The sequence below is a fragment of the Vibrio ponticus genome (assembly GCF_009938225.1).
In the GTDB taxonomy this organism is placed as follows: domain Bacteria; phylum Pseudomonadota; class Gammaproteobacteria; order Enterobacterales; family Vibrionaceae; genus Vibrio; species Vibrio ponticus.
Map to the genome: position 1 here is coordinate 363,602 of NZ_AP019657.1, position 24,697 is coordinate 388,298.

General features: G+C 47.4%; 16 protein-coding genes, 4 tRNA genes and 1 pseudogene. 9 read left to right on the forward strand and 12 right to left on the reverse strand.

What is annotated here, in order from left to right; genetic code table 11:
- Nucleotides 1-23 precede the first annotated feature (23 nt).
- From pstA to phoU, 3 genes are read left to right on the forward strand one after another with little or no spacing between them, the layout of a single operon-like run.
- Nucleotides 24-1,670, forward strand: a complete 1,647-nt coding sequence (gene pstA, locus GZN30_RS01585; protein WP_075652739.1) for a phosphate ABC transporter permease PstA — start codon at nt 24-26, stop codon at nt 1,668-1,670.
- 2 nt (nt 1,671-1,672) lie between these two features.
- Entirely contained in the window at nt 1,673-2,491 is an 819-nt protein-coding gene (pstB, locus tag GZN30_RS01590) for a phosphate ABC transporter ATP-binding protein PstB (RefSeq protein WP_075652732.1), read from the forward strand.
- Between the two features lie 25 nt (nt 2,492-2,516).
- On the forward strand, nt 2,517-3,215 hold the full coding sequence (gene phoU, locus GZN30_RS01595; RefSeq protein ID WP_075652733.1) for a phosphate signaling complex protein PhoU: 699 nt from the start codon (nt 2,517-2,519) through the stop codon (nt 3,213-3,215).
- Here phoU and GZN30_RS01600 read toward each other — a convergent pair.
- The 9 genes from GZN30_RS01600 to GZN30_RS01640 all read right to left on the reverse strand — a co-directional run bounded on the left by GZN30_RS01600 (nt 3,212) and on the right by GZN30_RS01640 (nt 7,743).
- Entirely contained in the window at nt 3,212-3,721 is a 510-nt protein-coding gene (locus GZN30_RS01600) for a hypothetical protein (RefSeq protein ID WP_075652734.1), read from the reverse strand. The two genes, phoU and GZN30_RS01600, sit on opposite strands and share 4 nt — an antisense overlap.
- A 9-nt stretch (nt 3,722-3,730) precedes the next feature.
- Nucleotides 3,731-4,405 (reverse strand): hypothetical protein, encoded by a 675-nt coding sequence (locus tag GZN30_RS01605; protein WP_075652735.1) that lies wholly within the window; start codon nt 4,403-4,405, stop codon nt 3,731-3,733.
- A gap of 55 nt (nt 4,406-4,460) precedes the next feature.
- Nucleotides 4,461-5,087 (reverse strand): hypothetical protein, encoded by a 627-nt coding sequence (locus tag GZN30_RS01610; protein WP_075652736.1) that lies wholly within the window; start codon nt 5,085-5,087, stop codon nt 4,461-4,463.
- 71 nt (nt 5,088-5,158) lie between these two features.
- Nucleotides 5,159-6,106: a LysR family transcriptional regulator gene (locus tag GZN30_RS01615; RefSeq protein ID WP_075652737.1), complete on the reverse strand. Its 948-nt coding sequence runs from the start codon at nt 6,104-6,106 to the stop codon at nt 5,159-5,161.
- A gap of 80 nt (nt 6,107-6,186) precedes the next feature.
- Nucleotides 6,187-6,939: a copper homeostasis protein CutC gene (locus GZN30_RS01620; RefSeq protein ID WP_075652738.1), complete on the reverse strand. Its 753-nt coding sequence runs from the start codon at nt 6,937-6,939 to the stop codon at nt 6,187-6,189.
- Nucleotides 6,940-7,167: 228 nt separating this feature from the next.
- Nucleotides 7,168-7,252 (reverse strand) — tRNA-Tyr (locus tag GZN30_RS01625).
- A gap of 72 nt (nt 7,253-7,324) precedes the next feature.
- Nucleotides 7,325-7,409, reverse strand: a tRNA-Tyr gene (locus GZN30_RS01630).
- A gap of 72 nt (nt 7,410-7,481) precedes the next feature.
- A tRNA-Tyr gene (locus GZN30_RS01635) sits at nt 7,482-7,566 on the reverse strand.
- 92 nt (nt 7,567-7,658) lie between these two features.
- Nucleotides 7,659-7,743: transfer RNA gene (locus GZN30_RS01640), tRNA-Tyr, on the reverse strand.
- Between the two features lie 271 nt (nt 7,744-8,014).
- Between GZN30_RS01640 and GZN30_RS01645 the strand changes: the two genes are divergently transcribed.
- Together GZN30_RS01645 and vexH are read left to right on the forward strand one after the other, a co-directional pair.
- Complete coding sequence (locus tag GZN30_RS01645; protein ID WP_075648976.1) at nt 8,015-9,067, forward strand: efflux RND transporter periplasmic adaptor subunit; 1,053 nt, start codon at nt 8,015-8,017, stop codon at nt 9,065-9,067.
- A complete protein-coding gene (gene vexH / locus GZN30_RS01650) occupies nt 9,067-12,180 on the forward strand; it encodes a vibriobactin export RND transporter permease subunit VexH (RefSeq protein ID WP_075648977.1) in 3,114 nt (1,037 codons plus the stop codon). Before GZN30_RS01645 ends, vexH begins: the two co-directional genes overlap by 1 nt.
- A 107-nt stretch (nt 12,181-12,287) precedes the next feature.
- Here the strand turns inward: vexH and GZN30_RS01655 are convergent, their stop codons facing one another.
- Nucleotides 12,288-12,593 (reverse strand): YebG family protein, encoded by a 306-nt coding sequence (locus tag GZN30_RS01655; RefSeq protein ID WP_075648978.1) that lies wholly within the window; start codon nt 12,591-12,593, stop codon nt 12,288-12,290.
- Between the two features lie 144 nt (nt 12,594-12,737).
- Nucleotides 12,738-13,628, reverse strand: a complete 891-nt coding sequence (locus tag GZN30_RS01660) for a LysR family transcriptional regulator (protein WP_075648979.1) — start codon at nt 13,626-13,628, stop codon at nt 12,738-12,740.
- Nucleotides 13,629-13,739: 111 nt separating this feature from the next.
- Between GZN30_RS01660 and GZN30_RS01665 the strand changes: the two are divergent.
- The 4 genes and pseudogenes from GZN30_RS01665 to recD all read left to right on the forward strand — a co-directional run bounded on the left by GZN30_RS01665 (nt 13,740) and on the right by recD (nt 24,418).
- Nucleotides 13,740-14,719: pseudogene (locus GZN30_RS01665) on the forward strand (TDT family transporter).
- A gap of 151 nt (nt 14,720-14,870) precedes the next feature.
- The gene (gene recC, locus GZN30_RS01670) at nt 14,871-18,341 is read left to right on the forward strand and encodes an exodeoxyribonuclease V subunit gamma (protein ID WP_075648980.1); all 3,471 of its coding nucleotides are present in this window, start codon (nt 14,871-14,873) and stop codon (nt 18,339-18,341) included.
- Between the two features lie 291 nt (nt 18,342-18,632).
- On the forward strand, nt 18,633-22,247 hold the full coding sequence (gene recB / locus GZN30_RS01675) for an exodeoxyribonuclease V subunit beta (RefSeq protein WP_075648981.1): 3,615 nt from the start codon (nt 18,633-18,635) through the stop codon (nt 22,245-22,247).
- Nucleotides 22,244-24,418, forward strand: a complete 2,175-nt coding sequence (recD, locus tag GZN30_RS01680; protein WP_075648982.1) for an exodeoxyribonuclease V subunit alpha — start codon at nt 22,244-22,246, stop codon at nt 24,416-24,418. Before recB ends, recD begins: the two co-directional genes overlap by 4 nt.
- Before the next feature lie 60 nt (nt 24,419-24,478).
- Here recD and GZN30_RS01685 read toward each other — a convergent pair whose 3' ends face one another.
- Nucleotides 24,479-24,658 (reverse strand): hypothetical protein, encoded by a 180-nt coding sequence (locus GZN30_RS01685; protein ID WP_075648983.1) that lies wholly within the window; start codon nt 24,656-24,658, stop codon nt 24,479-24,481.
- Nucleotides 24,659-24,697: the final 39 nt, after the last annotated feature.

Genomic DNA, 24,697 nt, shown 5'->3' on the forward strand with positions numbered 1-24,697 from the left:
TTGAATGAATAGGACTGTTGTTTGTGTTTAAGTGGCTAAAATCAGGCGCGCCTTGGATATGGTTAACTGGCGGTGCAGTTAGCATTAGTTTGCTGTCTGTTCTTGGCTTGTTGCTGCTTATCGGCTGGAAAGGTCTATCCTATTTCTGGCCAGCGCCTTTATATCAATGGACGAAGGTCGATGGTGAGATCTTAGTTGGACAGCTCTACGCGCAAGATTCAGTTTCGGTCGATTACTTACAAGAATTAGGTATTCCACTGCCTTTATCGGTGGTTGAGCAAGGTCAGGTTGAGCGGTTAAATATTAAGGTCGCTAACCGTGATATTTATCCAGCCGATTTTATCTCGATTTTGGATATTAATATTCAAAGTCGCACGGAACCTAAACAGTGGGCGGTGATTGAGCGCACTCGAAGTGGCGACTTTTATGGACAGCCTGTCGCTTACCAAGACGCGCAAGGCGAAATACATAGCGACTTCCAAGCTCGTCTAGCAGAATCCCTTGAGTTCAGTCAGTTAGTGCGTGATGAAATTGAACGAGTGATTGAAGATGACGTTCAAACCATCAGTGCTAAGGCGAATGACTTACGCTTAGAAAAGCGCAAGCGCGAACTCAATAACCAGCTTGATGAAGACTATTTAGCTCAGTACAACTCTCAGTCAAAACAGTTTAGTCAGCAACTTTCACAAGCCGAAGCCAAGTTGGATGATTTGCGCAGTAAGCTCGCGAAACAAGGATTGCTGGTGGAAGATATGACAGGACAACAAGTGTTGATCCCATTGAGTCATATTCTTGATATTTGGTATCCCAATCAAATGAGCATCAGCGATAAAGCGGTGCAGTGGGGCAAAGAAGTATGGAAGTTTTTGTCGACGTCACCACGCGAATCTAACTCCGAGGGAGGAGTATTCCCTGCGATGTTTGGTACGGTGTTGCTGGTGTTAATCATGTCAGTGATTGTGATGCCACTAGGGGTTATCGCTGCGATCTATATCCATGAATATGCTAAGAACAATATCTTTACTCGCATCATACGCGTTGCCGTGATTAACTTGGCTGGCGTACCTTCGATTGTTTACGGCGTATTTGGTTTAGGGTTCTTTGTTTATACTCTGGGCGCTTCAATTGATAACCTGTTTTACGCCGAACGTCTGCCAACACCAACCTTTGGTACCCCAGGTCTGTTATGGTCAGCATTAACCTTGGCGGTATTGACTTTGCCAGTGGTGATAGTGGCGACAGAAGAGGGGTTAACCCGTATCCCGAACTCGGTACGTCATGGCTCATTAGCCCTTGGGGCAACGCAGTTTGAAACCATGTGGCGCATTGTGCTGCCGATGGCAAGCCCAGCGATTATTACCGGATTAATCTTAGCGGTAGCACGAGCAGCCGGTGAGGTAGCACCACTGATGCTCGTTGGTGCAGTAAAGCTGGCCTCAAGCTTACCGGTGGATGGGCAGTTCCCTTATATCCACCTTGAGCGTAAATTTATGCATCTTGGCTTTCATATTTATGATGTCGGTTTCCAAACCACCAACATCGAAAGCGCGCGACCATTGGTGTACGCCACGTCATTCTTGCTCGTGACCGTGATTGTCGGGCTAAACTTAACCGCAATCAGCATTCGCAATAATTTGCGTGAGAAATACCGAACTTTAGGACAAGACTAAGTATGTTTTCAGTCAATCAAACATTGGGCTACCAAGCCCCATTAGATGTGAATAACCTCAGTGATGAGCAGACTGCCATCGCGATTGAAGGGCTGAATTTGTTCTATCAAAGCAGCCAAGCGCTGAGCGATATTTCGATGCGCATTCCGAAAGGGCAAGTTACAGCATTTATCGGTCCGTCTGGCTGCGGCAAATCCACACTGCTGCGTTGTATTAACCGCATGAACGATTTGGTTGAAGGGTGTCGTGTCACAGGTGAAGTGAAGCTACACGGCAAGAATGTGTATCATCCTGACGTCGACGTTGCAACGCTGCGCCGCCGTGTTGGCATGGTGTTCCAGCGTCCGAATCCATTCCCTAAATCCATCTATGAGAATGTGGTGTACGGTTTGCGACTACAAGGGGTAAAAAACAGCCGTGTGCTTGATGACTCGGTTGAACGAGCACTGCGTGCAGCCGCCCTTTGGGATGAGGTTAAAGATCGTTTGCATGAAAATGCGTTTGGTCTATCGGGTGGTCAACAGCAGCGATTAGTGATTGCGCGTGCAATCGCGATTGAACCAGAAGTATTACTTTTGGATGAACCGACCTCAGCGCTGGATCCGATTTCTACTTTAACCATTGAAGAGCTTATTAATGAGCTCAAAACCAAATATACTGTAGTTATCGTTACGCATAACATGCAGCAAGCCGCGCGTGTGAGTGATCACACCGCATTTATTCATATGGGGAAATTGATCGAGTACTCAGATACGGATTCTATTTTCACTTCCCCATTGAAAAAGCAGACAGAAGACTACATTACAGGTCGATACGGATAATCATCACTTTTTGCTAAGGATCCCAATGAACTTTGGACGCCACATTTCAGGTCAATTTAACGTCGAACTAGAGTCGATTCGTACCCATGTCTTAACCATGGGCGGCTTGGTCGAGCAGCAGCTCTCATTCGCGATGCAGGCGCTGCATAAGGATGATATTGAGCTGGCGCGTAAAGTGGTGCGTGATGATCATAAAGTGAATGCGATGGAAGTGTCGATTGACGAAGCTTGTACGCGCATTATTGCCAAACGTCAGCCAACGGCAAAAGATCTGCGTTTGATTATGGCAATCATCAAAACCATTACCGACCTTGAGCGAATTGGTGATGTTGCAACTCGTATCGCCAGAGTGGCGATTGAAAACCCATCATCGCAAGATAAACCCTTTAATGTTTCGTTAGAGCCACTTTGCCGTCAAGCGGTGAACATGCTGCATCAAGTGCTGGATGCGTTTGCTCGCATGGATGTGGATGCAGCAGCAGCCGTCTACAAAATGGATGATCGCATCGATAGCGAATACGAAGCGGTGATCCGTCAGCTCATGACTTACATGATGGAAGATCCGAAGAACATTCCGCAGATCTTGCAGGTCATGTGGTCTGCGCGTGCGATTGAGCGTGTGGGTGACCGTTGTCAGAACATCTGTGAATACATTATTTACTTTGTTAAAGGCAAAGATATTCGTCACTTAGGTGAGCAGAGTATTGACGATGTGCTGCGTTAAAAGCGCAGCACAATCCCAGTGTTGAGCGTGGTGGAAAAATTGCTGCTGAGATAGGTTTTGTCACTATCAATGTAGTTCACATCCATGCCTGCTCTTAGTGCCAGGTTATCATTCACAGCTAAGACCCATGCAGCCGCCATACTGACCCCAGATCCTTCACGATACTCGGTTGGTTTGTTCCAAAAATAGTAGCGGCTGCCTTCGTATTTCACCCCTCCGATTTCTAACTGAAAACCCAGCATCGGCACTTGCGGTAAATTGTATTGCGCGCCAAGACGATAGGTTTTGAGGCGGTCTTTATCCGTCAAAATCTCTGCTGAAGTGTGGCTATAACTCAAATAGATAGCATCGAGTCCAGCCGTGTCAGTCACGCCGAGTTGTAGCCCGCCGCCAGAAATCCCTGAGCCAAAGTAAGGTCCAATTTTCATATCGGGTGAAATATGTAACCCTGTGGCTAGCGCATTGCTACTCGCCATTAAACACATTAATAAAATCGTTTTTTTCATATTATATCCTCAGAAAGAGAGAGAAGCTCCAATCGTCCAAGTCACCTCATTATTTTCCAGACCGTAGTAGGTGCCATTGGGCGTAAAAAGGCTCACTTTTGCGTAGGGATAAACATGCCAAATGGGTTTCATAGTGCCGACAGAGATTTCCCATTCGTTGGCGTGACCTTGATTAAAATCCAGCATGTCTGACTCGTCAGTGGCGTAGTGATGTTCATATCGCCCTGCCAAGTAGGCGTGTTCAAAATAGTGTGCAGTGCCAAGATAAACCGAGTATTTATTTGCATCGTCAACCGTCAGCCAAGTGAAACCATTACGTACTCTTTCTGCTGTTAGTCCCGCTTTGAGAGAGAAACTTGCAAAGTAACGATTGAGGGATAGATCAATCTTATGGCTTTTGGTCTTTACGCCATCAATGTCTGCCACTTCATTCAGTAGCCAGTCATCATAGAGCCCATATTCGTAGTAAGCGTTCAGCGTCAGTGAGGGGGTAATGAAGGTTTGATATCCTGCGCCAATGCCAACCCAGTCGTCAGTATCTGCACCAATCGACAAATAGATGTTGTCGGTTACTGATGCGGAGAGGTTGAGTTCAGAGACATCCTTTTCAATTGAAATATTGATTCCGGCCATAGCTGGAAAGCAGAGCATCATTGCGCTGCAAGCAATTGAAATAGTTTTCATGGAGAAGCCTATTTGTTAGCTCTCTGTTGTGTCAGAGAGCTAACATTGAAAGAGATTACTGATTGAGACGAGCACGAATGGAATTGCGGATAGCTTCTCGGTCAATATTGCTGCTCGGCTTTTCTATAAACGGGCTAATACCACCTTGGACGGTATCACCACCAATATAGAAACCGCCGCCATTGGCAAATACCCAATAGCCTCCAGCATGTTCCCCTTCTGTAATCCGACGAACAGTAAACTCATTGCCATCTGTGTCTTGTACGGTGAATTCATTGCTGCGCCAGTCTTGATTCGTAATGGTATAACTGTTGCCATCTACGTCGGTTATGGTGTCGCCGTTAAATGTATAAGTGGTTTCAGGACCACCCCATACTGGTTGATCTTCAGGGGCATGCCAAGTTGGTGGTAAACGGTCTGGAGTATTACCATCATCGGTAGGACCACTCCATGTTGGTGGTGTGCGGTCAGGAACTAGTACCGTATCTTCAGGACCGCTCCAGACTGGTGGCAGGCGATCCGGTGTATTGTTACTATCTTCTGGTTCATGCCAGGTTGGAGGAAGTCTATCAGGCGTTGCTTCCGTATCTGCTCCTGAACTACCACGGTTGTCATTAGAAGAAGAACAACCAGCCAAAAAAAGAGCACTAAGAGTTGCAGTGGCGATAAGCGTTTTATTCATTACTATACCTACAGTCATTGGTTACAGGGACTATGATATTGATAATGAATAATGACTCTAATGGCGTGTGGTTATATGCGTGATAAGCTCTGCTTATTAGCTATTTGTTGTTGTATGACATCTAAGATCTGCTGATAAAGCCAATTGACCATTGGATCATGGCGATACTTGCCGTGGTAATACGCAAAGACTGGGTAGCGAAATGGCTCACCATTTACATGGGCAAGCATTGCACGCAGTTGTGGGTAGTGTTGGATTGGAAATAGGTCGGAGTGGGGCATAAAGAGATCGCTGTGAGTGATCACTTCAACCGCTGCCATGGTGAATTCGGTACGAAATTTTACTTTTGCTTCAATACCTTCCCGTTTCATGACTTCGGCAGCTAGACTAAATTGATCATTCCATCCTGACGTAATAATGGACGCAATATCAAACCCTTGCATATCTTTTGCGTTGATTATTTCTTTGTTTACAGGGTGTCCTTCGCGCACGATGACATACGAAGTCAATTCGGTTAGTTCGCGTGGATAAATCTGTTTAGGGCACTCAATCTCATAGTTTACGCCAAATAGCACGTCGTCGTTTTGCAGTTCGCTAAAGGTAGCTTTTGTCCAAGCCACCAGTTCAAGAGTACAGTTTGGTGCTTGCTGTTGGAGTCGCTGATAAAGCGTGCCTGATAAGCAGCTTAAGACAATTGGTGAGACGGCAATTTTTAATGGCTGAGTTAAACTGGCTGGGTCAAATTCATCGTTTTGATTGAGGGTCGCGGCAAGACCATCCAAATGGGGAGCAATGGCGTTGGCGAGGTCGATGGCAAAGGGTGTCGGTTCAAGTCCGCCATGTACTTTGACAAATAACTCATCATCAAAGTGGTGGCGCAGCTTTTGTAGTGCTTGACTGATCGCCGGTTGGGAAACAAATAACCGCTGTGACGCTTTACGCATATTACGCTCTTGGCTTAATACCCGAAAGGTTCGCAGTAAGTTTAAATCCAAACTAAAAAATAGATCTTTGTTCATCGGGGAATCTGCTGCCTCCTTGCAATGCTTTCATCCTAGCATCACAAGGAGTGACTGCGCTATAGCGACGTCGCGAGAGATTAACCCAGAGCAGAGAGTGTTTTCACGACCTGGGCGATAGTTTGCGTTGAAGTGATAGGAACAATGAAATCATCCAGATCTTGATTACCCATTTTAGCTTGCTCAGCGACGAGCTCCATGCCACTTGCGCGGGTGGTTTTGCCGGATAGATGCAGTTGAGTGACACCTGTCATGGTGGCAATTTTTTCGGCGTTCGCAGGGGTTACGCCAGCGCCTGCCATAATCGCAAAGCGACCATTTGCCAACTCAACCATCTGTTTTAGTACCGTGATGCCTTGCTCAGCATTCGTTGCTAGTCCAGAGGTTAGAATCCGCTCACAACCTAACTCGGCAACTTGCTCGATTGCTTGGGTGAAATCGCGGCACTGATCGACAGCGCGATGGAAGGTCATTGCCAAATTATGTTGTTGAGCGCGCTTTGCTAAACGACTGGCCTGCTGCATATCGATGTCGCCTTTGGCGGTTAAGGTGCCGAATACGACCCCTTGCAGACCGGCATGCGCTGCCGCATCAATATCAAGCAACATAGTTTCGATCTCTTCTTCACTATAGAGGAAGTCGCCTTGGCGCGGACGAATCATGGCATAAACTGGAATGGTTGAGATCTTGCCAGCTTGTTGCATAAAACCAAGGCTTGGGGTTAAGCCGCCAAGTGCAAGGGAAGAGCACAGTTCAATACGGCTTGCGCCACCCGCAATGGCAAAATGCAGCGATTCTAGATTGTCGATACATACTTCTACTTGGTATGTCATGGTTTGATTCTCGTATAGATACAGACAAGCTTATTGTAACTAAGTGATGTGGAGTGAATAGGGTAAAGATACAGAGATTGATTTCCACAATATGCAGCGATAGAGCCGATGCAGATTGAGATTGAGATTGAGATTGAGATTGAGATTGAGATTGTAGAGAAGGTTTAGCGGAGTAAATCGAGTGAGCAGATATGAAAAAAGCCAGCTCGATGAGCTGGCTTTTAAATATGGTGGAGGGGGACGGATTCGAACCATCGAAGGCAGTGCCGGCAGATTTACAGTCTGCTCCCTTTGGCCACTCGGGAACCCCTCCAGGGTATTTTTATCCTTAGTTGATGTTTTCCCAACACGAACAACCAAGCTTTTCTCTCTACTGAGAGGAATATGGTGGAGGGGGACGGATTCGAACCATCGAAGGCGGAGCCGGCAGATTTACAGTCTGCTCCCTTTGGCCACTCGGGAACCCCTCCAGGGTATTTTTATCCTTAGCTGATGTTTTCCCAACACGAACAACCAAGCTTTTCTCTCTACTGAGAGGAATATGGTGGAGGGGGACGGATTCGAACCATCGAAGGCGGAGCCGGCAGATTTACAGTCTGCTCCCTTTGGCCACTCGGGAACCCCTCCAGGGTATTTTTATCCTTAGTTGATGTTTTCCCAACACGAACAACCAAGCTGTTTCTCACGACTATCTCTAATGAGCGTCACAAGAAGAAATATGGTGGAGGGGGACGGATTCGAACCATCGAAGGCGGAGCCGGCAGATTTACAGTCTGCTCCCTTTGGCCACTCGGGAACCCCTCCAGGGGATTTTTATACTTAAGAGTTGTTTTCCCAACGCTTCCCTCAAGTTCGGAGCGCATCATAGCAAACTCATAAACACTGTAAAGCGTTTTTCTTAGGTTTTTGAGTTGAATGATGTCTTTTTGGGCAAAGAAGCGTAGAAATGAACATTTCGCTCGCTTATTGAGCGGATAAATTTGCGAATAGTGTGGGAGGATTTACATTCCTTGACGTTACTCCCGCGCTTTTACGCTTACAATATTCGGTAGAATTTTCTGGATGAATACAAACAATGAAAAATAAACTGATTTTAAGCTTATTGACGGTTTCAATGTTGAGTGCTTCGCCTGCACTATTTGCTAAAGGACCGCGTGGTCCGATGGCAATAACCGTTGTCTCTGAGCAAGTCCAAACCCACCAAGTTTCACAATCACTTTCTCTTGTGGGTAAATTGGAAGCGGAACAATCGGTCATGGTTTCGCCTGAAACCTCAGGTAAAGTTGAAAATATCGCAGTTAAAGCGAACCAACAAGTGACAAAGGGTCAGTTACTTATCCAGCTGAATGATGACAAGGCACGTGCTTCCGTTAAAGAAGCGAGTGCTTATCTAAAAGATGAAAAGCGTAAACTGGCAGAGTTTGAGCGCCTAGTAAAGCGCAATGCCATCACGCAAACCGAAATTGATGCGCAAAAAACCAGCGTTGAGATTGCCCAAGCTCGTCTCGACGCTGCCAATGCAAACCTAAAAGATCTGCATATCAGCGCTCCGTTCGCTGGTACCGTCGGTTTTATCGACTTTAGCCGCGGTAAAATGGTCTCGTCAGGTATGGAATTGTTATCACTAGACGATCTTTCAGTGATGGAGCTTGATCTGCAAATTCCAGAGCGTTACCTCTCTAAAATCAGTCAAGGTATGCAAGTGACCGCCACAACCAGTGCATGGGGTGAGCGCATCTTTAATGGTGAAGTAGTTGGCATCGACTCACGTATTAACCCAGAAACCTTGAACTTGCGCGTACGCATTCATTTTGATAACCAAGAGCAACAGTTAAAGCCAGGTATGCTAGTGGCCGCTCATATGGACTTTACGCCAATTAACGCCCCAATCATTCCGGTTCAAGCGCTCGAATACTCAGGCACCAAACGTTATGTGTATGTGATTGGTGAAGATAATAAAGCCAAGCGCACCGAAGTGATTTTGGGCGCGCGTGTTGATAACCAAGTGGTGATCAACAAAGGTCTAGAGATTGGTGAGCGCATTGTGGTGCAAGGCATTGTCAATATGCGTGATGGCGCAACCGTGATTGAGCAAGGTAGCGCACCGAAAAAAAAGGGTGATCAATAATGTGGTTATCTGACGTATCGGTAAAAAGACCGGTCTCGGCACTCGTACTGAGCATGCTGTTGTGTGTGTTCGGTATTGTCTCTTTTTCCAAACTGGCAGTGCGTGAAATGCCGGATATCGAAAACCCAGTGGTTTCGGTATCTACTCGCTATGAGGGCGCTTCTGCGACCATTATTGAAAGCCAAATTACTTCAGCTTTAGAAGAGCAACTTTCGGGGATCAGTGGCATCGATGAAATCACGTCGACCACCCGTAATAGTATGTCACGTATCACCATCACTTTTGAGCTAGGTTACGATCTTAATACCGGTGTCAGTGATGTGCGCGATGCGGTAGCGCGTGCTCAGCGTTCATTGCCGGAAGAAGCTGACGATCCGATTGTGTATAAGAACAACGGCTCGGGTGAAGCTTCACTCTATATCAACCTCAGTTCCTCTGAAATGGACCGTACCCAGTTGACCGATTATGTCGAGCGTGTGCTGATGGACCGCTTTAGTCTGATTTCAGGGGTCAGCTCGGTAGATATTTCTGGTGGTCTGTACAAGGTAATGTACGTCAAACTCAAGCCAGCATTGATGGCGGGTCGTGGCGTGACTACCGCTGACATTACGCAAGCGTTACGCAGTGAAAACTTGGAAAGCCCGGGTGGTCAGGTTCGTAACGACCAAACGGTCATGGCGGTGCGTACGGCTCGTACTTACCAAGATGTGGAAGATTTTGAATATCTCGTCGTGCGTCGTGCCAGTGACAACACACCAATCTACTTAAAAGATGTTGCGGATGTTTACATTGGTGCTGAAAACGAAAACTCAACCTTTAAAAGCGATGGTGTCGTTAACGTCAGTTTAGGTATTGTGCCACAGTCGGATGCGAACCCGCTTGAAGTCGCGCAACGCGTCCATGCCGAAGTGGAAGCTGTACAGAAATTCTTGCCTCAAGGCACTCGCCTTGCGGTTGACTATGACTCGACAGTATTCATCGAACGCTCGATCGCTGAGGTGTATAGCACCTTGTTTGTGACTGGTGGTCTTGTTGTGCTGGTGCTGTACGTATTTATCGGTCAAGCACGCGCGACATTGATCCCTGCGGTCACCGTACCGGTATCACTGATTTCTTCTTTTATTGCGGCTTACTATTTTGGCTTTTCGATCAACCTCATCACGCTAATGGCGCTGATCTTGTCGATTGGCTTGGTGGTGGATGATGCCATCGTTGTGGTAGAGAATATTTTCCACCACATTGAACGTGGTGAAAAACCACTACTTGCCGCCTATAAAGGTACTCGTGAAGTGGGGTTTGCGGTTATCGCAACGACCTTGGTTCTCGTCATGGTATTCCTACCGATCTCATTTATGGATGGTATGGTAGGGCTACTCTTTACTGAGTTCTCAGTGCTGCTCGCAATGTCAGTGATCTTCTCATCACTGATTGCCTTAACGCTGACGCCAATGCTGGGCAGCAAGATCTTAAAAGCCAATGTCAAACCGGGTCGTTTCACTCAAGTGGTTGACCGTCTATTTGGTCGTTTGGAAGCGGGTTACCGCAAGCTTTTAGGCTATGCGCTTAAAGCTAAATGGGCGGCACCTTTGGTTATCCTTGCCTGTATTGGTGGTAGCTATGGTTTGATGCAGCAAGTGCCTGCAGAGCTCACGCCAAGTGAAGACCGTGGCGTCATCTTTGCCTTTGTGCGTGGTGCGGATGCAACCAGTTATAACCGCATGGCGGCGAATATGGATGATGTAGAAAACCGTCTAATGCCGCTGCTAGGTCAAGGTTACTTGAAATCGTTCTCACTGCAATCGCCGGCTTTTGGCGGTATGGCTGGTGACCAAACCGGCTTTGTGATCATGATTCTTGAAGATTGGAATGATCGTACTGTCACGGCGCAACAGGCTTTAGGTGAAATTCGTAAAGCCCTGAACGGCATGGCTGACGTGCGTGTATTCCCATTTATGCCGGGCTTTAGAGGTGGTTCAAGTGAGCCAGTGCAGTTTGTGTTGGGCGGTTCTGATTATCAAGAGCTACAAAAATACGCGGAACAGCTACAAGTGCTCGCAGAAGAGTCACCGCTTATGGAAGGTGCAGAGATAGACTACTCTGAGAAAACCCCTGAACTTCTAGTCACGGTCGACAAGCAGCGCGCGGCAGAACTTGGCATTAGTGTCGCCGATATTTCTGATACGCTTGAAATAATGCTTGGCGGTAAACGTGAAACGACCTTTGTGGAGCGTGGTGAAGAGTACGATGTGTATTTGCGTGGTGATGAAAATAGCTTTAATAACGCTGCTGACTTAAGCCAAATCTACATGCGCACTGCCTCGGGTGAGTTAGTCACGCTCGACTCTGTGACCAAGATTGAAGAAGTGGCTTCTGCGGTGCGTTTGTCGCACTACAACAAGCAAAAGTCAGTGACGCTAAAAGCCAATTTATCGGATGGTTATACACTGGGTGATGCGCTTGATTACCTCGACCAACAAGCGATTGATAATCTGCCAAATGATATCAGCGTGAGCTACTCGGGTGAGTCAAAAGACTACAAAGAGAACCAATCAAGTATCCTAGTGGTGTTTGCTCTTGCGTTACTGGTGGCTTATTTGGTGTTAGCGGCGCAGTTTGAAAGCTTTATTAACCCGCTGGTGGTGATGTTTACCGTGCCGATGGGGGTATTTGGTGGTTTCCTTGGCTTATTTATTATGGGACAAGGTCTCAATATCTACAGCCAGATTGGTATGATTATGCTGATTGGTATGGTAACCAAAAATGGTATCTTGATTGTGGAATTTGCCAACCAACTGCGTGACCGTGGATTAGAGTTTGAAAAAGCGGTTATTGATGCGTCAGCACGCCGTCTGCGTCCAATCCTAATGACGGCATTTACTACGCTAGCCGGTGCGATTCCGTTGATCATTTCGACTGGCGCGGGTTACGAAAGCCGAGTGGCTGTCGGTACGGTAATCTTCTTTGGTATGGGCTTTGCGACACTGGTAACGCTGTTTGTCATTCCTGCGATGTACCGTTTAATTTCGGGCAATACTCAAGCACCAGGTCATGTCGAAGCGGAGCTTAAGCGCGAACTGGATCATGATGTCAAAGGGCGTGTTTCTCACGGTTAATCGCTGAGAAATCAAAGCGATTAAAAACAAAAACCGAGGCATTTGCCTCGGTTTTTTTCATCGATTCTAACATCAGCGCTAGAGCGAAAATGTGCAGTGCAAATTGCTTACGCTGCGTCTTCTTGTTGCTCTTCTTCTACGTCAGCTACGGCTTCAACTTTCTTCGCTTTCTTAGGCGTAGGACGGCGTTTTGCCCCTAGTGCGTAAAGCACTTCTTCTTTGTTTTGCGCTAAGAACATCGCTAAGTCTTCTTGCTTCGCTTCGTCTTCTAGTAGTTCGCTTTTACCTAGCAGACCGAAAAGTTCGTCTGCCATATCCAGCATTTTATCGTATGCGTCAGCGTCCGCTTTAGAGGTAAAAGTCATTTTCTCTTCTCCGTTGCGTTCTACCACGTACTTAACGATTACAGCCATGGTTATTCCTCTAGCTCGAATGAATGGTTGATTAATTACTGTCTTTTTATACAGTTTTTGTTTAACTAAGTCTAGGAGAGGCAGCAAAACTGCGACTCACGTGCTTGCTAAATGCACATGCTAAACGTAGGGGCATAATTCTACTTATTGGCGCCACTGATAGCAAAACTCAATAAAGGCTTTGAGTAGAGGGCTTTGGTATTTCTCTTTATGAACCAGCAGCCAAAAGCGACGCTTCATATCGAGCGGCAGCTCAATGGTGACCACTCGACCATCTTTAATTGCTGGCGCAGCAGCTAGGCGAGATAGGCAGCCTAAGCCAAGCCCGGCAGAAACGCAGTTGATCAAGGCTTCAGTGGTATTCAGCTGAAACGCTTCGTGCCAATGTTCAATGCGTGGCGCGATGGCACGTAGGAAAAACTCTCGTGAGCCCGATCCCGGCTCGCGTAAAATCCATTCGCTATTTTCTAAGTCGCCGACGCACGGATTAGCCAGCTGAGCCAGTGGCGAATTCGGGCTACAAATCACGCACATATCATCTTGGCTAAACTGAGTAGAGATAAGTTCTGGGTGGAGGGTTTTACCTTCAATCAAGGCGATATCCAGTTCGTACTCGACCAGCTTTTGACAAATTAATGCTGAATTTGAGATAAATAAACTCTGCTCGTGATGCCCTGAATCTTGGCGAAAGTCACTCAATAAGTATGGTGCAACTTGATTGCCAATGGTATCACTGGCTCCAATGCGTAATTGCCCCGTGAGCATAGAATCATCATCTAATAGCAACTCAATATCTTGTACTCGGTGAAGAAGTTCATCGACCAAAGGCAGTAATTTTTGTCCTTCTTGGTTTAGTACCAAGCGCTTATTCACGCGGTCAAACAGCGAATGTCCTAGCTGCTTTTCCAGTTCAGACAGCGCCATACTCACTGCGGCTTTCGAAAGAAACAGCGCTTCTGCCGCTTCGGTTAATGTGTCGTAGTGGTTGATGGTGGCAAAAACTTTGAGTTGTTTGAGCGAAATATTGACAGCCATAAGGTAATGTTTAGTTAAATTGAACTACTGTTCTAAATAATTAGATATAACTAAACAAAATACAAGCGTAGAATCCTTGCCAGAACAGAAAGAAAGTAAAGAGTGTGAACCATGATTAACGCAACTAAAGCAAAAGTATTCGGCGCGCCAACCCCAATGGCAGGTTTAGCGCTTGGTATTGCTAGCCTTGGCTGGTGCTGGGAAAACGGTGCGGCACTCAATGGTTATGGACAAATGACAGGGGCAGTGATCGCCTCAGTGTACTGGTTATCTTGAGCGTAAAATTCCTTTTTCATCGCCACCTATTGGCGCAAGACCTTGCTCACCCTGTGGTTGGTAGCGTAGTCCCTACCTTCGCGATGGCAACCATGGTGGTTTCCAATGCGCTTGGTAAATGGTCTCCTGCTGCTGGTGATACGCTATGGTTAATAGCCGTAGCATTACACATTAGCTTCCTCGCAAGCTTTGTTTATCACCGTGCAAAAAGTTTTGAATTGTCACATATGGTGCCAAGCTGGTTCGTACCACCAGTGGGCATTGTGGTTGCGGATGTCTCGTTTTCAGGTAACCCACACTTAGCGTGGATAGCTCAAGCAACACTGATCTTCGGTCTAGTGGCTTATGCAGTGATGCTTCCTGCGATGATCTACCGTTTGATTTTTGCCGGTGAGATCCCTGATGCAGCCAAACCAACATTAGCAATTATGGCGGCGCCAGCAAGTCTCTCGCTAGCCGGTTACTTCAGCGTAACAGCCGATCCATCACCAGTGATTGTTGGTGTGCTATTTGGTATCGCAGTATTGATGACAGTGGTGATTTACTTAGCGTTTATTAAATTGCTTCGCTTACCATTTAGCCCAGGTTATGCCGCGTTTACCTTCCCTATGGTGATTGGTTCAACTGCGCTATTTAAACTCAGCGCTTGGATGGTACATATGAATATTGCGGATCATTATGTTGCGCAAGTCCACGCTCTTGCGGTGGGTGAACTTTGGATTGCAACTTTAGTGGTGGGTTATGTTGCGGCGCGTTACTTCCATTTCTACCAGCCACATCGCGTGATTGTACGCCGTGAATCATCAGAAGATTAATCGTTTTCGCGCTGAGAGTCAGACCTAGCTTAGGTCTGACTTTTTGTATAAAGAAGCTGCAACCTAGCGCAAACTCTCGTTTTTCCCTCAGTAAACCTCCCTTAGCTATGCTAATCTCAGCTCCATTGAGTCAACCATTTGAGCGCGCATTTTGTTTACTGTTTATCACTCCAACCAAGTTGATGTTTTAAAGTCGCTACTTGTTGAGCTGGTCAGAATTGACCCGCTGGAAAATCCTTTCGATAAAGAACAAATTCTGGTGCAAAGCCCCGGCATGTCTCAGTGGTTGAAGATGGCTTTGGCAAAGGAATTTGGCGTTGCCGCCAATATTGAGTTTCCGCTGCCGGCGACCTTTATTTGGAACATGTTTACCGAGGTTCTACCCGACGTACCTAAGCGTAGTGCATTTAATAAAGAGTCGATGAGCTGGAAGCTGATGCACATTCTGCCAACCATGCTCGACCTGCCTGAATTCGCACCATTGCAGCGTTACCTGTTAGATGATCAGGACAGTTCTAAGCTGTATCAATTGGCGGAAAAAATTGCCGATATTTTTGATGGCTACCTAGTATATCGCCCAGAATGGATCGCGAGTTGGGAGTCTGGTCAAGTGGTGGCTGAAATTGGCGATGAACATCCATGGCAGCCGATTTTATGGCAAGCGCTTTACGATCACACTGTGGCGCTGGAGCAGTCACCTTATCACCGTGCCAATCTTTATGAGCATTTCATCGATAGCCTAGAGAGTTACCAAGGTTCACTCGAGGGGCTGCCAAAACGTTTATTTGTGTTTGGTATTTCTTCTCTGCCGCCACGCTACATGGATGCGCTTAAAGCACTTGGTGAACATATTGATGTCCACCTGATGTTTACCAACCCATGTCGCTACTACTGGGGCGAAGTGCGAGACCGTAAATTCCTCGCCAAACTGGCAGCCAAGCAGCGTAAACACTTGGTATGGCGTGATGAGCAATCGCATCATGAAGGGGAAAGCGAGCAGCTAAAAGGCTCGATTGAAGATAATCTTGCCGCTGTTGGCGATGAACTGCACACTGATGTTGTGGGCAATAGTTTACTGGCATCAATGGGTAAATTGGGACGCGATAATATGTACTTATTGTCGCAACTCGAGTCCCATGAGATTGAAGCCTTTGTTGAGATTGAACGTGATTCACTGCTGCATCAATTGCAAGCTGATATCTTAAATCTTGAAGAGCATCAAGATGATCATCAGCTGATCACCAGTCACCACAAACAAGCGGTGACGCTTGGCGATCACTCGCTGACGTTACACGCCTGCCACAGCCCAATGCGTGAAGTCGAAGTACTGCACGATCAGCTCTTGGCAATGTTTGATGCCGATCTAAGCCTGAAACCACGCGATATTATAGTCATGGTGGCAGACATCAATGCGTATAGTCCAGCTATCCAAGCGGTGTTTGGTAATGCGCCGGGTGAGCGTTATATCCCTTACTCAATTTCCGACCGTACTGCTGACCAAGAGAGCCCAATTCTAGCGGCGTTTATGCAGTTGGTGAATTTGCCCAATACTCGCTGCCTAGCTTCAGAGCTGTTAGAGCTGCTGGAAACTCCGACCATTTTGAGCCGCTTTGGACTCAGTGAAGATGAGTTCTTGCAAGCGAAGTTATGGGTAGAAGAGTCCGGTATTCGTTGGGGTTTAAACCCAGCCACTGGTGGTGAATTTGATTTGCCAGCCACTGCGCAAAATACTTGGCAGTTTGGTATCGAGCGTATGTTGCTCGGCTATGCAATGCCAGAATCGGTGGGTCTATTTGACGATGGTGAGCAAACGCTAGCCCCTTACAATGAAGCGCAGGGGATGGGCGCTGAACTTGCCGGTAAGTTGGCGCACTTTATCGAAACTGTTAGTCACTATCGTCATGCGCTAGCGCAAACTCAAGGCATTGATAGCTGGCGACAGCTGTTAACCAGTATGCTCGATGACTTTTTCAGTGTTGAACTGGAAGGGGAAGTGGCGCTTAAGTCAATTCGCGATACTTTAGCTGCGCTAAAAGAGCAGTTAGATGACGCTGCATTTAATCAACCGCTGGCACCAAGCATTATGGCGCAGTACCTCAACAATAAACTCTCTGGTACGCGCGTGAGCCAGCGTTTTCTCGCTGGTCAAGTCAACTTCTGTACCTTGATGCCGATGCGCTCGATCCCGTTTAAGACCGTTTGTCTGCTTGGTATGAATGATGGTGTCTACCCGCGTTCGATGCCACCAGAAGGGTTTGATCTTATGAATGGTCGCACGCGTGCTGGTGACCGTTCGCGTCGCGATGATGACCGCTACCTATTTTTAGAAGCGATTCTCTCCGCGCAGCAAACTCTGTATATCAGCTACGTAGGGCGTTCGATTCAAGACAATACCGAGCGTGTACCGTCGGTATTGGTGTCGGAATTAATGGAATACTGCCATCAAAACTATTGTCTGGTTGGCGACGAAGAGCAGAGTGTGGATGATTCCGGTGATCAGCTTCTCGCGCATCTGCATCAACACCACACTATGGTGCCATTTAGTCCGACCGCGTTTAGTCATGATCAAGCCAGCCTAACTTATGCCAGCTACGCCAAAGAGTGGCTACCTGCGGCTAATCGTCTCGGTCAGCGCAGCGGTGAGTTTAACCGCGAACTCAGTGACTATCTGCTGGATGTCACCTATCCACTTGAGTTGGATATGGTCGAGTTACAACGTTTTTGGCGCTTGCCGGTGCAGTACTTCTTTAATCGCCGCTTAAAAGTGATTTTTGAGCCGCCACTACCGATCTTACCTGACGATGAGCCGTTTGTGTTAAATGGTCTAGAGAGCTATCAGATGCGTGATGGTTTATTGCATCAGTTATTGGCTCAGCAAAGTGCCAATGACCAAGTGGTGCAGCAATTTGTTGCCGAGCAAAGAGCGCAGGGCAAACTGCCGGTGGCGGCATTTGGTGAGATTGAATTTGAGACCAACCGCGTGCAAGCAGAGCAGATGCTCGAAGCGCTGAGTTTTGTCTCAAATGCACCGAGTGACGATATTGAGATTAACCTCAGTATCAATGTGCTCGGTGAGGACAAACTGGTCAATTTACAAGGTTGGCTGACGCAAAACTACCAAGCAGGTTTGGTGCGTTACCGTAGCGGTAAGATTCGTCCGCAAGATTACCTCGCTGCTTGGATTGATCACTTGGCGATGTCGGCAATGGGCGTGGCTAAGCGCACCCACATGCTGGGTTACGATCGCAAAGAAGGTGTGGTGCATTTGGTTTATCCTGCGCTTGATGACGCTCAGCAGGCAAAAAGCATGCTTTCCGAGTTGGTGCGACTTTTCTATCAAGGCATGACTAAGCCGTTGGCTTATTTCCCGAAAACCTCATTGGCAGCGATAGAAGCGGGCTTTAGTCGTGGTGGCGAATGGGCGGATGATGAAGAAAAGTCACTGAAGAAAATGGCCGATGTGTTTAACGATAGTTTTATCGCGCCAGGCGAAGGCAAAAATACTTATATTGCGCGCATTTGGCCGCAATGGAATGAGCAGTTAGCACAAGAGGTGCGCACATTGGCTGCGCTTGTGATGCAAGCACCGAGATTGCAGATGCGAGATGCACACGATGTATAACGGGGAAAAGCAAAGGAATAAGTGGCCGCCAGAAAATCATTATTTTGTGTAGGGCGTTCGCTGTACGGCCACAGGTCAGAGGGACCATGATTCGCTTGGTTACAGTATCGCTTGCGATTACTGAACACGTGGCGCGGATAGTAAAGCCTTAGCAGAGGATCTTCTGTGAGTGCGATCCCATTAAATCGGAATGATGGCTGCAACATGCAGCTAAACCGCCAATATCACGATTAGATCACACCACGTCGTGTGAATTAATTGCTTTAAAAGTTACATAAAGGTTTGATTGTTATGACATCTTTATCAGTTGTCACACCATTGGAAACAATGACATTTCCTCTGCATGGTGCCAGATTAATCGAAGCGTCAGCAGGGACAGGTAAAACTTTTACCATTGCTGGCTTATATTTACGTCTCTTGCTTGGGCATGGCAGCCAAGAAACGCGCCATCAAGTACCTTTGACGGTCGATCAAATTTTGGTGGTAACTTTTACCGAAGCGGCAACCGCTGAGTTGCGTGATCGTATTCGGGCGCGAATTCATGATGCGCGCATTGCCTTCGCTCGTGGCGAAAGTAGCGATCCGGTGATCCAGCCTTTATTAACTGAAATTAGCGATCATCAACAGGCGGCTGCGATTTTGCTGCAAGCAGAACGTCAGATGGATGAAGCGGCGGTCTACACCATTCACGGTTTCTGTCAGCGTATGCTAACGCAAAACGCGTTTGAATCTGGTAGCCGTTTTGACAATGAATTTGTCACCGACGAAAGTCATCTTAAAGCGCAAATCGTGGCGGATTACTGGCGTCGCAACTTCTACCCATTGCCATTAAAACTGGCGGGTGAAGTGCGCTCAATTTGGGGCTCGCCAGCCGCATTGCTTGGTGATGTTTCCGGTTATTTAACTGGCGCACCACTGAAACTCTCGGTTGCGGCGATGCAAGGTGATTTGGCTGAGTTGCATCAAGCTAACCTTGAACAGATTGACCAGCTTAAAGCGCAGTGGTGCAGTGAGCAAAAAGACTACCATGATCTGATTGCCAATTCGGACATCAATAAGCGCAGTTACAGTAAAAAATCACTGCCGACATGGCTTGCCGCTGTCGATCAATGGGCCAGTGTTGAAACCACCGGTTATGACTACCCAGAACAGTTAGAAAAATTTGCTCAGAATGTACTTCTAGAGAAAACGCCTAAAGGCAGTGCGCCACAGCATCCGGTGTTTGAAGCGATAGAAGCGTTTCTCGCCGAGCCGATTAGTCTGAAAGCGCCACTGCTCGCCCATGCAATTGAACATTGCCGCACTATGCTAGCCAAAGCCAAGCAGCAAAAGCAGTGGCTCTCTTTTGATGACCTACTGACCAACTTATCGGCGGCGCTTGATAACGATGATGATGGCTTATTGGCAGGGCGCATTCGCGAGCTCTATCCAGTGGCGATGATTGATGAATTCCAAGATACCGACCCACTGCAATACAGCATTTTTAGCCGCATTTATCTTCCGCATCCTGAGTGTGGTTTGTTTATGATCGGCGATCCTAAACAGGCGATTTACGGTTTCCGTGGCGCGGACATTTTTACCTATATCAAGGCGCGTAATCAGGTTTCGTCTCACTTTACTCTCGGCACTAACTGGCGTTCGAGCGCCGATATGGTCGCGGCAGTTAACCAAGTGTTTGCTTTGCCTGACAGTGCCTTTATCTATGATCAAGATATTCCCTTTATCCCTGTCGCCGCCAGCCCAAATGCCGATAAGCGTCAGTGGCAACTGGGCGGTCAGGTTCAACCTGCCTTGACCTATTGGTTGCAAGAGGCGGAAGACAAACCGCTCGCTAAAGGCGAATACCTTGATGCGATGGCACAAGCGACCGCTGATCAGATCCAGACCATATTGACTGCTTCCCAACAAGGGCAAGCGAGCTTTCACACTGGTAAAGTCGATCACGCGATTCAAGCGGGTGACATTGCCGTGCTGGTGCGTACCGGTAGTGAAGGGCGAATGATCAAAAAAGCGCTGGCGAAACAGGGTATTGCCAGTGTTTATCTCTCTAACCGTGATAGTGTATTTAGCGCCATTATTGCTCAAGATGTGCAGCGTTTACTGCAAGCGGTGTTAACCCCAGAAAATGACCGCGCGCTGCGTGCCAGTTTGGCTTCGGAATTGTTTGCACTCGATGCAGGCAGTCTTGATGCGCTCAATAACGACGAAAGCGTGTGGGAAAACGCGGTTAATGAGTTTAAAGAGTATCGCAAACTGTGGCTGCAACGCGGCGTGCTACCTATGCTGCGTGCGGTGATGAGCAAGCGTCATATTGCTGAACGTTTATTGGAAGAAGAGAGTGGTGAACGCCACTTAACCGATTTGATGCACCTTGGTGAGTTATTGCAACAAGCGAGCGGCGAACTCGATAGCGACCATGGCTTGTTGCGTTGGTTGGCGCAAGCGATCAGCGACGCGCAAAATGGTCTTGGCGGCAGTGAGGATCAAATTCAGCGTTTGGAATCAGAGCGCAATTTGGTGCAGATCGTCACCATCCATAAATCGAAAGGTCTCGAATATGACTTGGTGTTTTTACCATTTGTGCTGAGTTACCGTGAGGCAAGTGAAGCGAAATACTACGATGCGCAAACTGACTCGACCATTTTGGATATCACCAAAAATGAAGCGGCACTGGCGCAGGCGGACAAAGAACGTCTAGCGGAAGACTTACGTCTGATTTATGTAGCCCTAACCCGTGCAGTTTATGGCTGTTTCATTGGCGCTGCGCCACTGAGAAATGGTCGTTCGACCAAAGAGCCAACGGGCGTGCACCATAGTGCCATGGGTTACTTGCTGCAAAATGGTCAAGCGGGTGGCATTAGCGATCTTACTCAATCAATTGAACAGCAAGCGAAAGCTTTAGCGTGTGTCACGCTAAGTGGCTTACCTGACAGTAATGACGCGCCATTTGTTACCGAGCAGCAACAGCAAGCGACTTTACATGCCCGTGAGTTGGCGCAAGAGATTGATCGCAGCTGGCGTATTACCAGTTATTCAGGGCTGATTAAGCAAGGTTCGCACCATTCAGCCGATGACGATTTACTTCGGCTTGATGTCGACTCCTCTCAAGAAGAGGATGAGCAAGAAATGCTAGAGCCTGAGCGTTCAATTTTTACTTTCCCACGTGGCGCGCGTCCGGGTACGTTTTTGCATAGCTTGTTTGAAGAGGTAGAGTTCACCGAACCTGCCAACAGTGAAGCCAATCAACAAGCGATCATCGCTTTGATGGAAAGTGAGCAATTGGATCTTGAGTGGTTGCCAATTTTGCAACAACTGGTGGATACCGTATTAGCCACGCCATTGGATGGTAAAGAGCTGCGTTTAAATCAGAAATCACCCAGCCAACGTTTAGTTGAAATGGAGTTTCTGCTGCCGATTGAAGTATTGGCATCCGCTGAACTGAATCGCGTGATTCAGCGCAACGATACCCTTTCGGCTAAAGCGGGCGATCTCGGTTTTCAAACCGTGCAGGGCATGTTGAAAGGTTTTATCGACTTAGTGTTTGAGCATCAAGGCAAATACTATGTACTCGACTGGAAGTCGAACCATCTTGGTGATGAGATCCACGACTATCACGGTGATGCGCTGCGTCAAGCGATGGCGGACCACCGTTATGATCTGCAATATCAAATTTACGCGCTCGCCTTACATCGTTTTCTGCGTAGTCGCTTAGCCAATTATGATTATCAGCAACATTTTGGTGGGGTTTACTATCTATTCTTACGTGGCATGGATGGGGAAGGTGAACATGGTATCTTTTCCGCCAAACCAAGTTTGCAGTTTTTAACCGAGTTAGACCAACTGATTGATGGCGAGACCATTGAAGTACGTGGCAATTCAGCAGGACAAATGGCGCTAGATCTATGAGTAATGTAATCACCCCTTCGTTATCTGCTGCGCCACTAGGCAATGCCCCACTAATGGCGACGCTACAACGTTTGGCACAAAAAGGTTCACTGCGTCAGTTGGACTACCAATTAGCGCGCTTTATTTTCAGTAAATCTCACAGTGATCAATTAGCGTTTATTGCTGGAGTGGTGAGTAGTGAGCTGGGCAAAGGGCATATTTGCTTGCCGCTACGTGACGCGCAATCGCAACCGGTCGATCTTGCTAGCAAGCTAGGTCTGTTTGGCGATGCGGCGTTAGAGCTTAACCAAGTATTAATCGCGATTGATTGGCAGCAGCTGCTGAGTCACTCTATTTGGGTTGCCAATCCGACTCACAACAAGGCTTCAGCTTTACCGTTAGTCTTTGACGGTGAGCGAGTTTATTTGCACCGTTACTGGCATTATGAAGTGACACTCGCCGAGCGATTAAATAGCTTTGGGACACCGATGATCTTAAAGCCTATCGAGATCAAAAAGCTGACCAATTTGCTCGATCATTTGTTCGCCCGTAGTTACCAATACTTGTTTGCCACCTTAAGTAGTGCAGCGAAAAATCCAAACTTTAGTCAAGTGCAGCGCCAGCAGTTGGTGTGTGATCATTTAGATGTGGTTGAAGATAGCTCGCTGGATTGGTCGGCAATTGATCAAGTATTGCTGCAAGCAAAACGCGCCGAACAATTGGCACCATTGGATCAGCTGGTTCCTCAAGCGGTGTGTGTCAACTGGCAGAAAGTTGCGGCTGCTATCGCGTTGACTAAACGTTTTGCGGTGATTTCGGGTGGACCTGGTACCGGTAAAACCACTACGGTGACTAAGTTGCTGGCAGCCTTAATTGAACAAGCGCAAAACTCTGAGAGTGGTGTTAATGTCGTTCCTACTATCAAGCTGGTGGCTCCAACGGGTAAAGCCGCGGCACGCTTGACCGAATCGATTGGTAAGGCGGTAGCTGAGCTGCCGGTTAGTCCAGAGCTAAAAGCGGCGATCCCGACCGAATCGAGCACCTTGCATCGCTTGTTAGGTGCATTGCCAAATAGTGTCGAGTTTCGCCATAACCAAGCAAACCCGCTGCACCTCGATATTTTGGTGGTCGATGAAGCGTCGATGGTTGATTTGTCGATGATGTACAAGCTGGTGGATGCCCTGCCAAAGCATGCTCGTGTGATCTTGCTGGGCGATAAAGATCAGCTCGCTTCGGTAGAAGCTGGCGCCGTACTGGGCGATATTTGTTCGTTCCATCAATATGGCTATAGCAGCCAGCAAGGCGAACTGATCGCTCAGCTAACTGGCTTTAATACCCTGGCGCAAAGTCAGCAAAAAGGCAGCCAAGTCGGCGATAGTCTTTGTATGCTGCAAAAGAGTTATCGTTTTGATGCTCGCTCGGGAATTGGTCAGCTTGCCAAAGCCGTCAATGCGGGCTCGGGCTTTAAGTACGATGCCGTGTGGCAGCGTGACTTTGCTGATATTACCCAGTACCCACTTGATATGCAGCACTACAATCAGCTGATTCAAACCATGGTCAGTGAATACAGTGTATACCTCAAGCGCATCGCCAAGCGCGAAGTGAATCCTCAAACCGAACAGCTTGAATCAGTCACAGCTTTGGCAAAGGCGGGTTTAGACGCGTTTGCTGGTTGCCGTTTGTTGTGTGCGATACGCGAAGGCGATTTTGGCGTGACGGGCTTAAACCAGCGTATTGAGCGTGCGTTAGTCGCGCGCAAACTGGTGCAAACTCAAGATGAGCTTTGGTATCACGGTCGACCAGTGATGATCACCCGTAACGATCACGCTTTAGGTTTGTATAACGGTGATATCGGTATCTGTATTTGGGATGACTCGCTGGAAGAACCACGCTTAAAGGTCTTCTTTGAGTTGCCAGATGGTAGTGTGAAATCGGTATTGCCAAGTCGCGTGCCGGAGCATGAAACCGCTTACGCGATGACGATTCACAAATCACAGGGTAGTGAGTTTGAATTTACTTTGATGATTTTACCAAAAGAGTTTAGTCCGATTTTAACCCGCGAGCTGATATATACCGGCATTACTCGCGCGAAAAAACGTTTGGCGATGTACGTTCAACCTGATGTGGTTAAGCGGGGAATTAAAGTGATGACTGAGCGTGCCAGCGGCTTGGTGGAAAGGCTGAAAGGTTAAAAGGGAATAGAGAATAGAGAAAACCATCCGTGGTTGTCGCCAGCAAAGCGAAGGTGAAGCTTAGTTAAATACCGTAGTAAAGGAGATACTGCGGATTTGATATTGTTTTTGATAGTTAAGGATAAAGTCTTTCAAACTGTCTGTGACAGGGAAAACGCAATGCACGCTGAGATCGGTCAGCAGTTCGTTTTCCGCCATATCCCAAAAGCTTTGCAGCGAGTTACAAATAACGGTTTTCATGATGTTTGCTCATAGTTGACGTTGTTTTTATCTACTTAA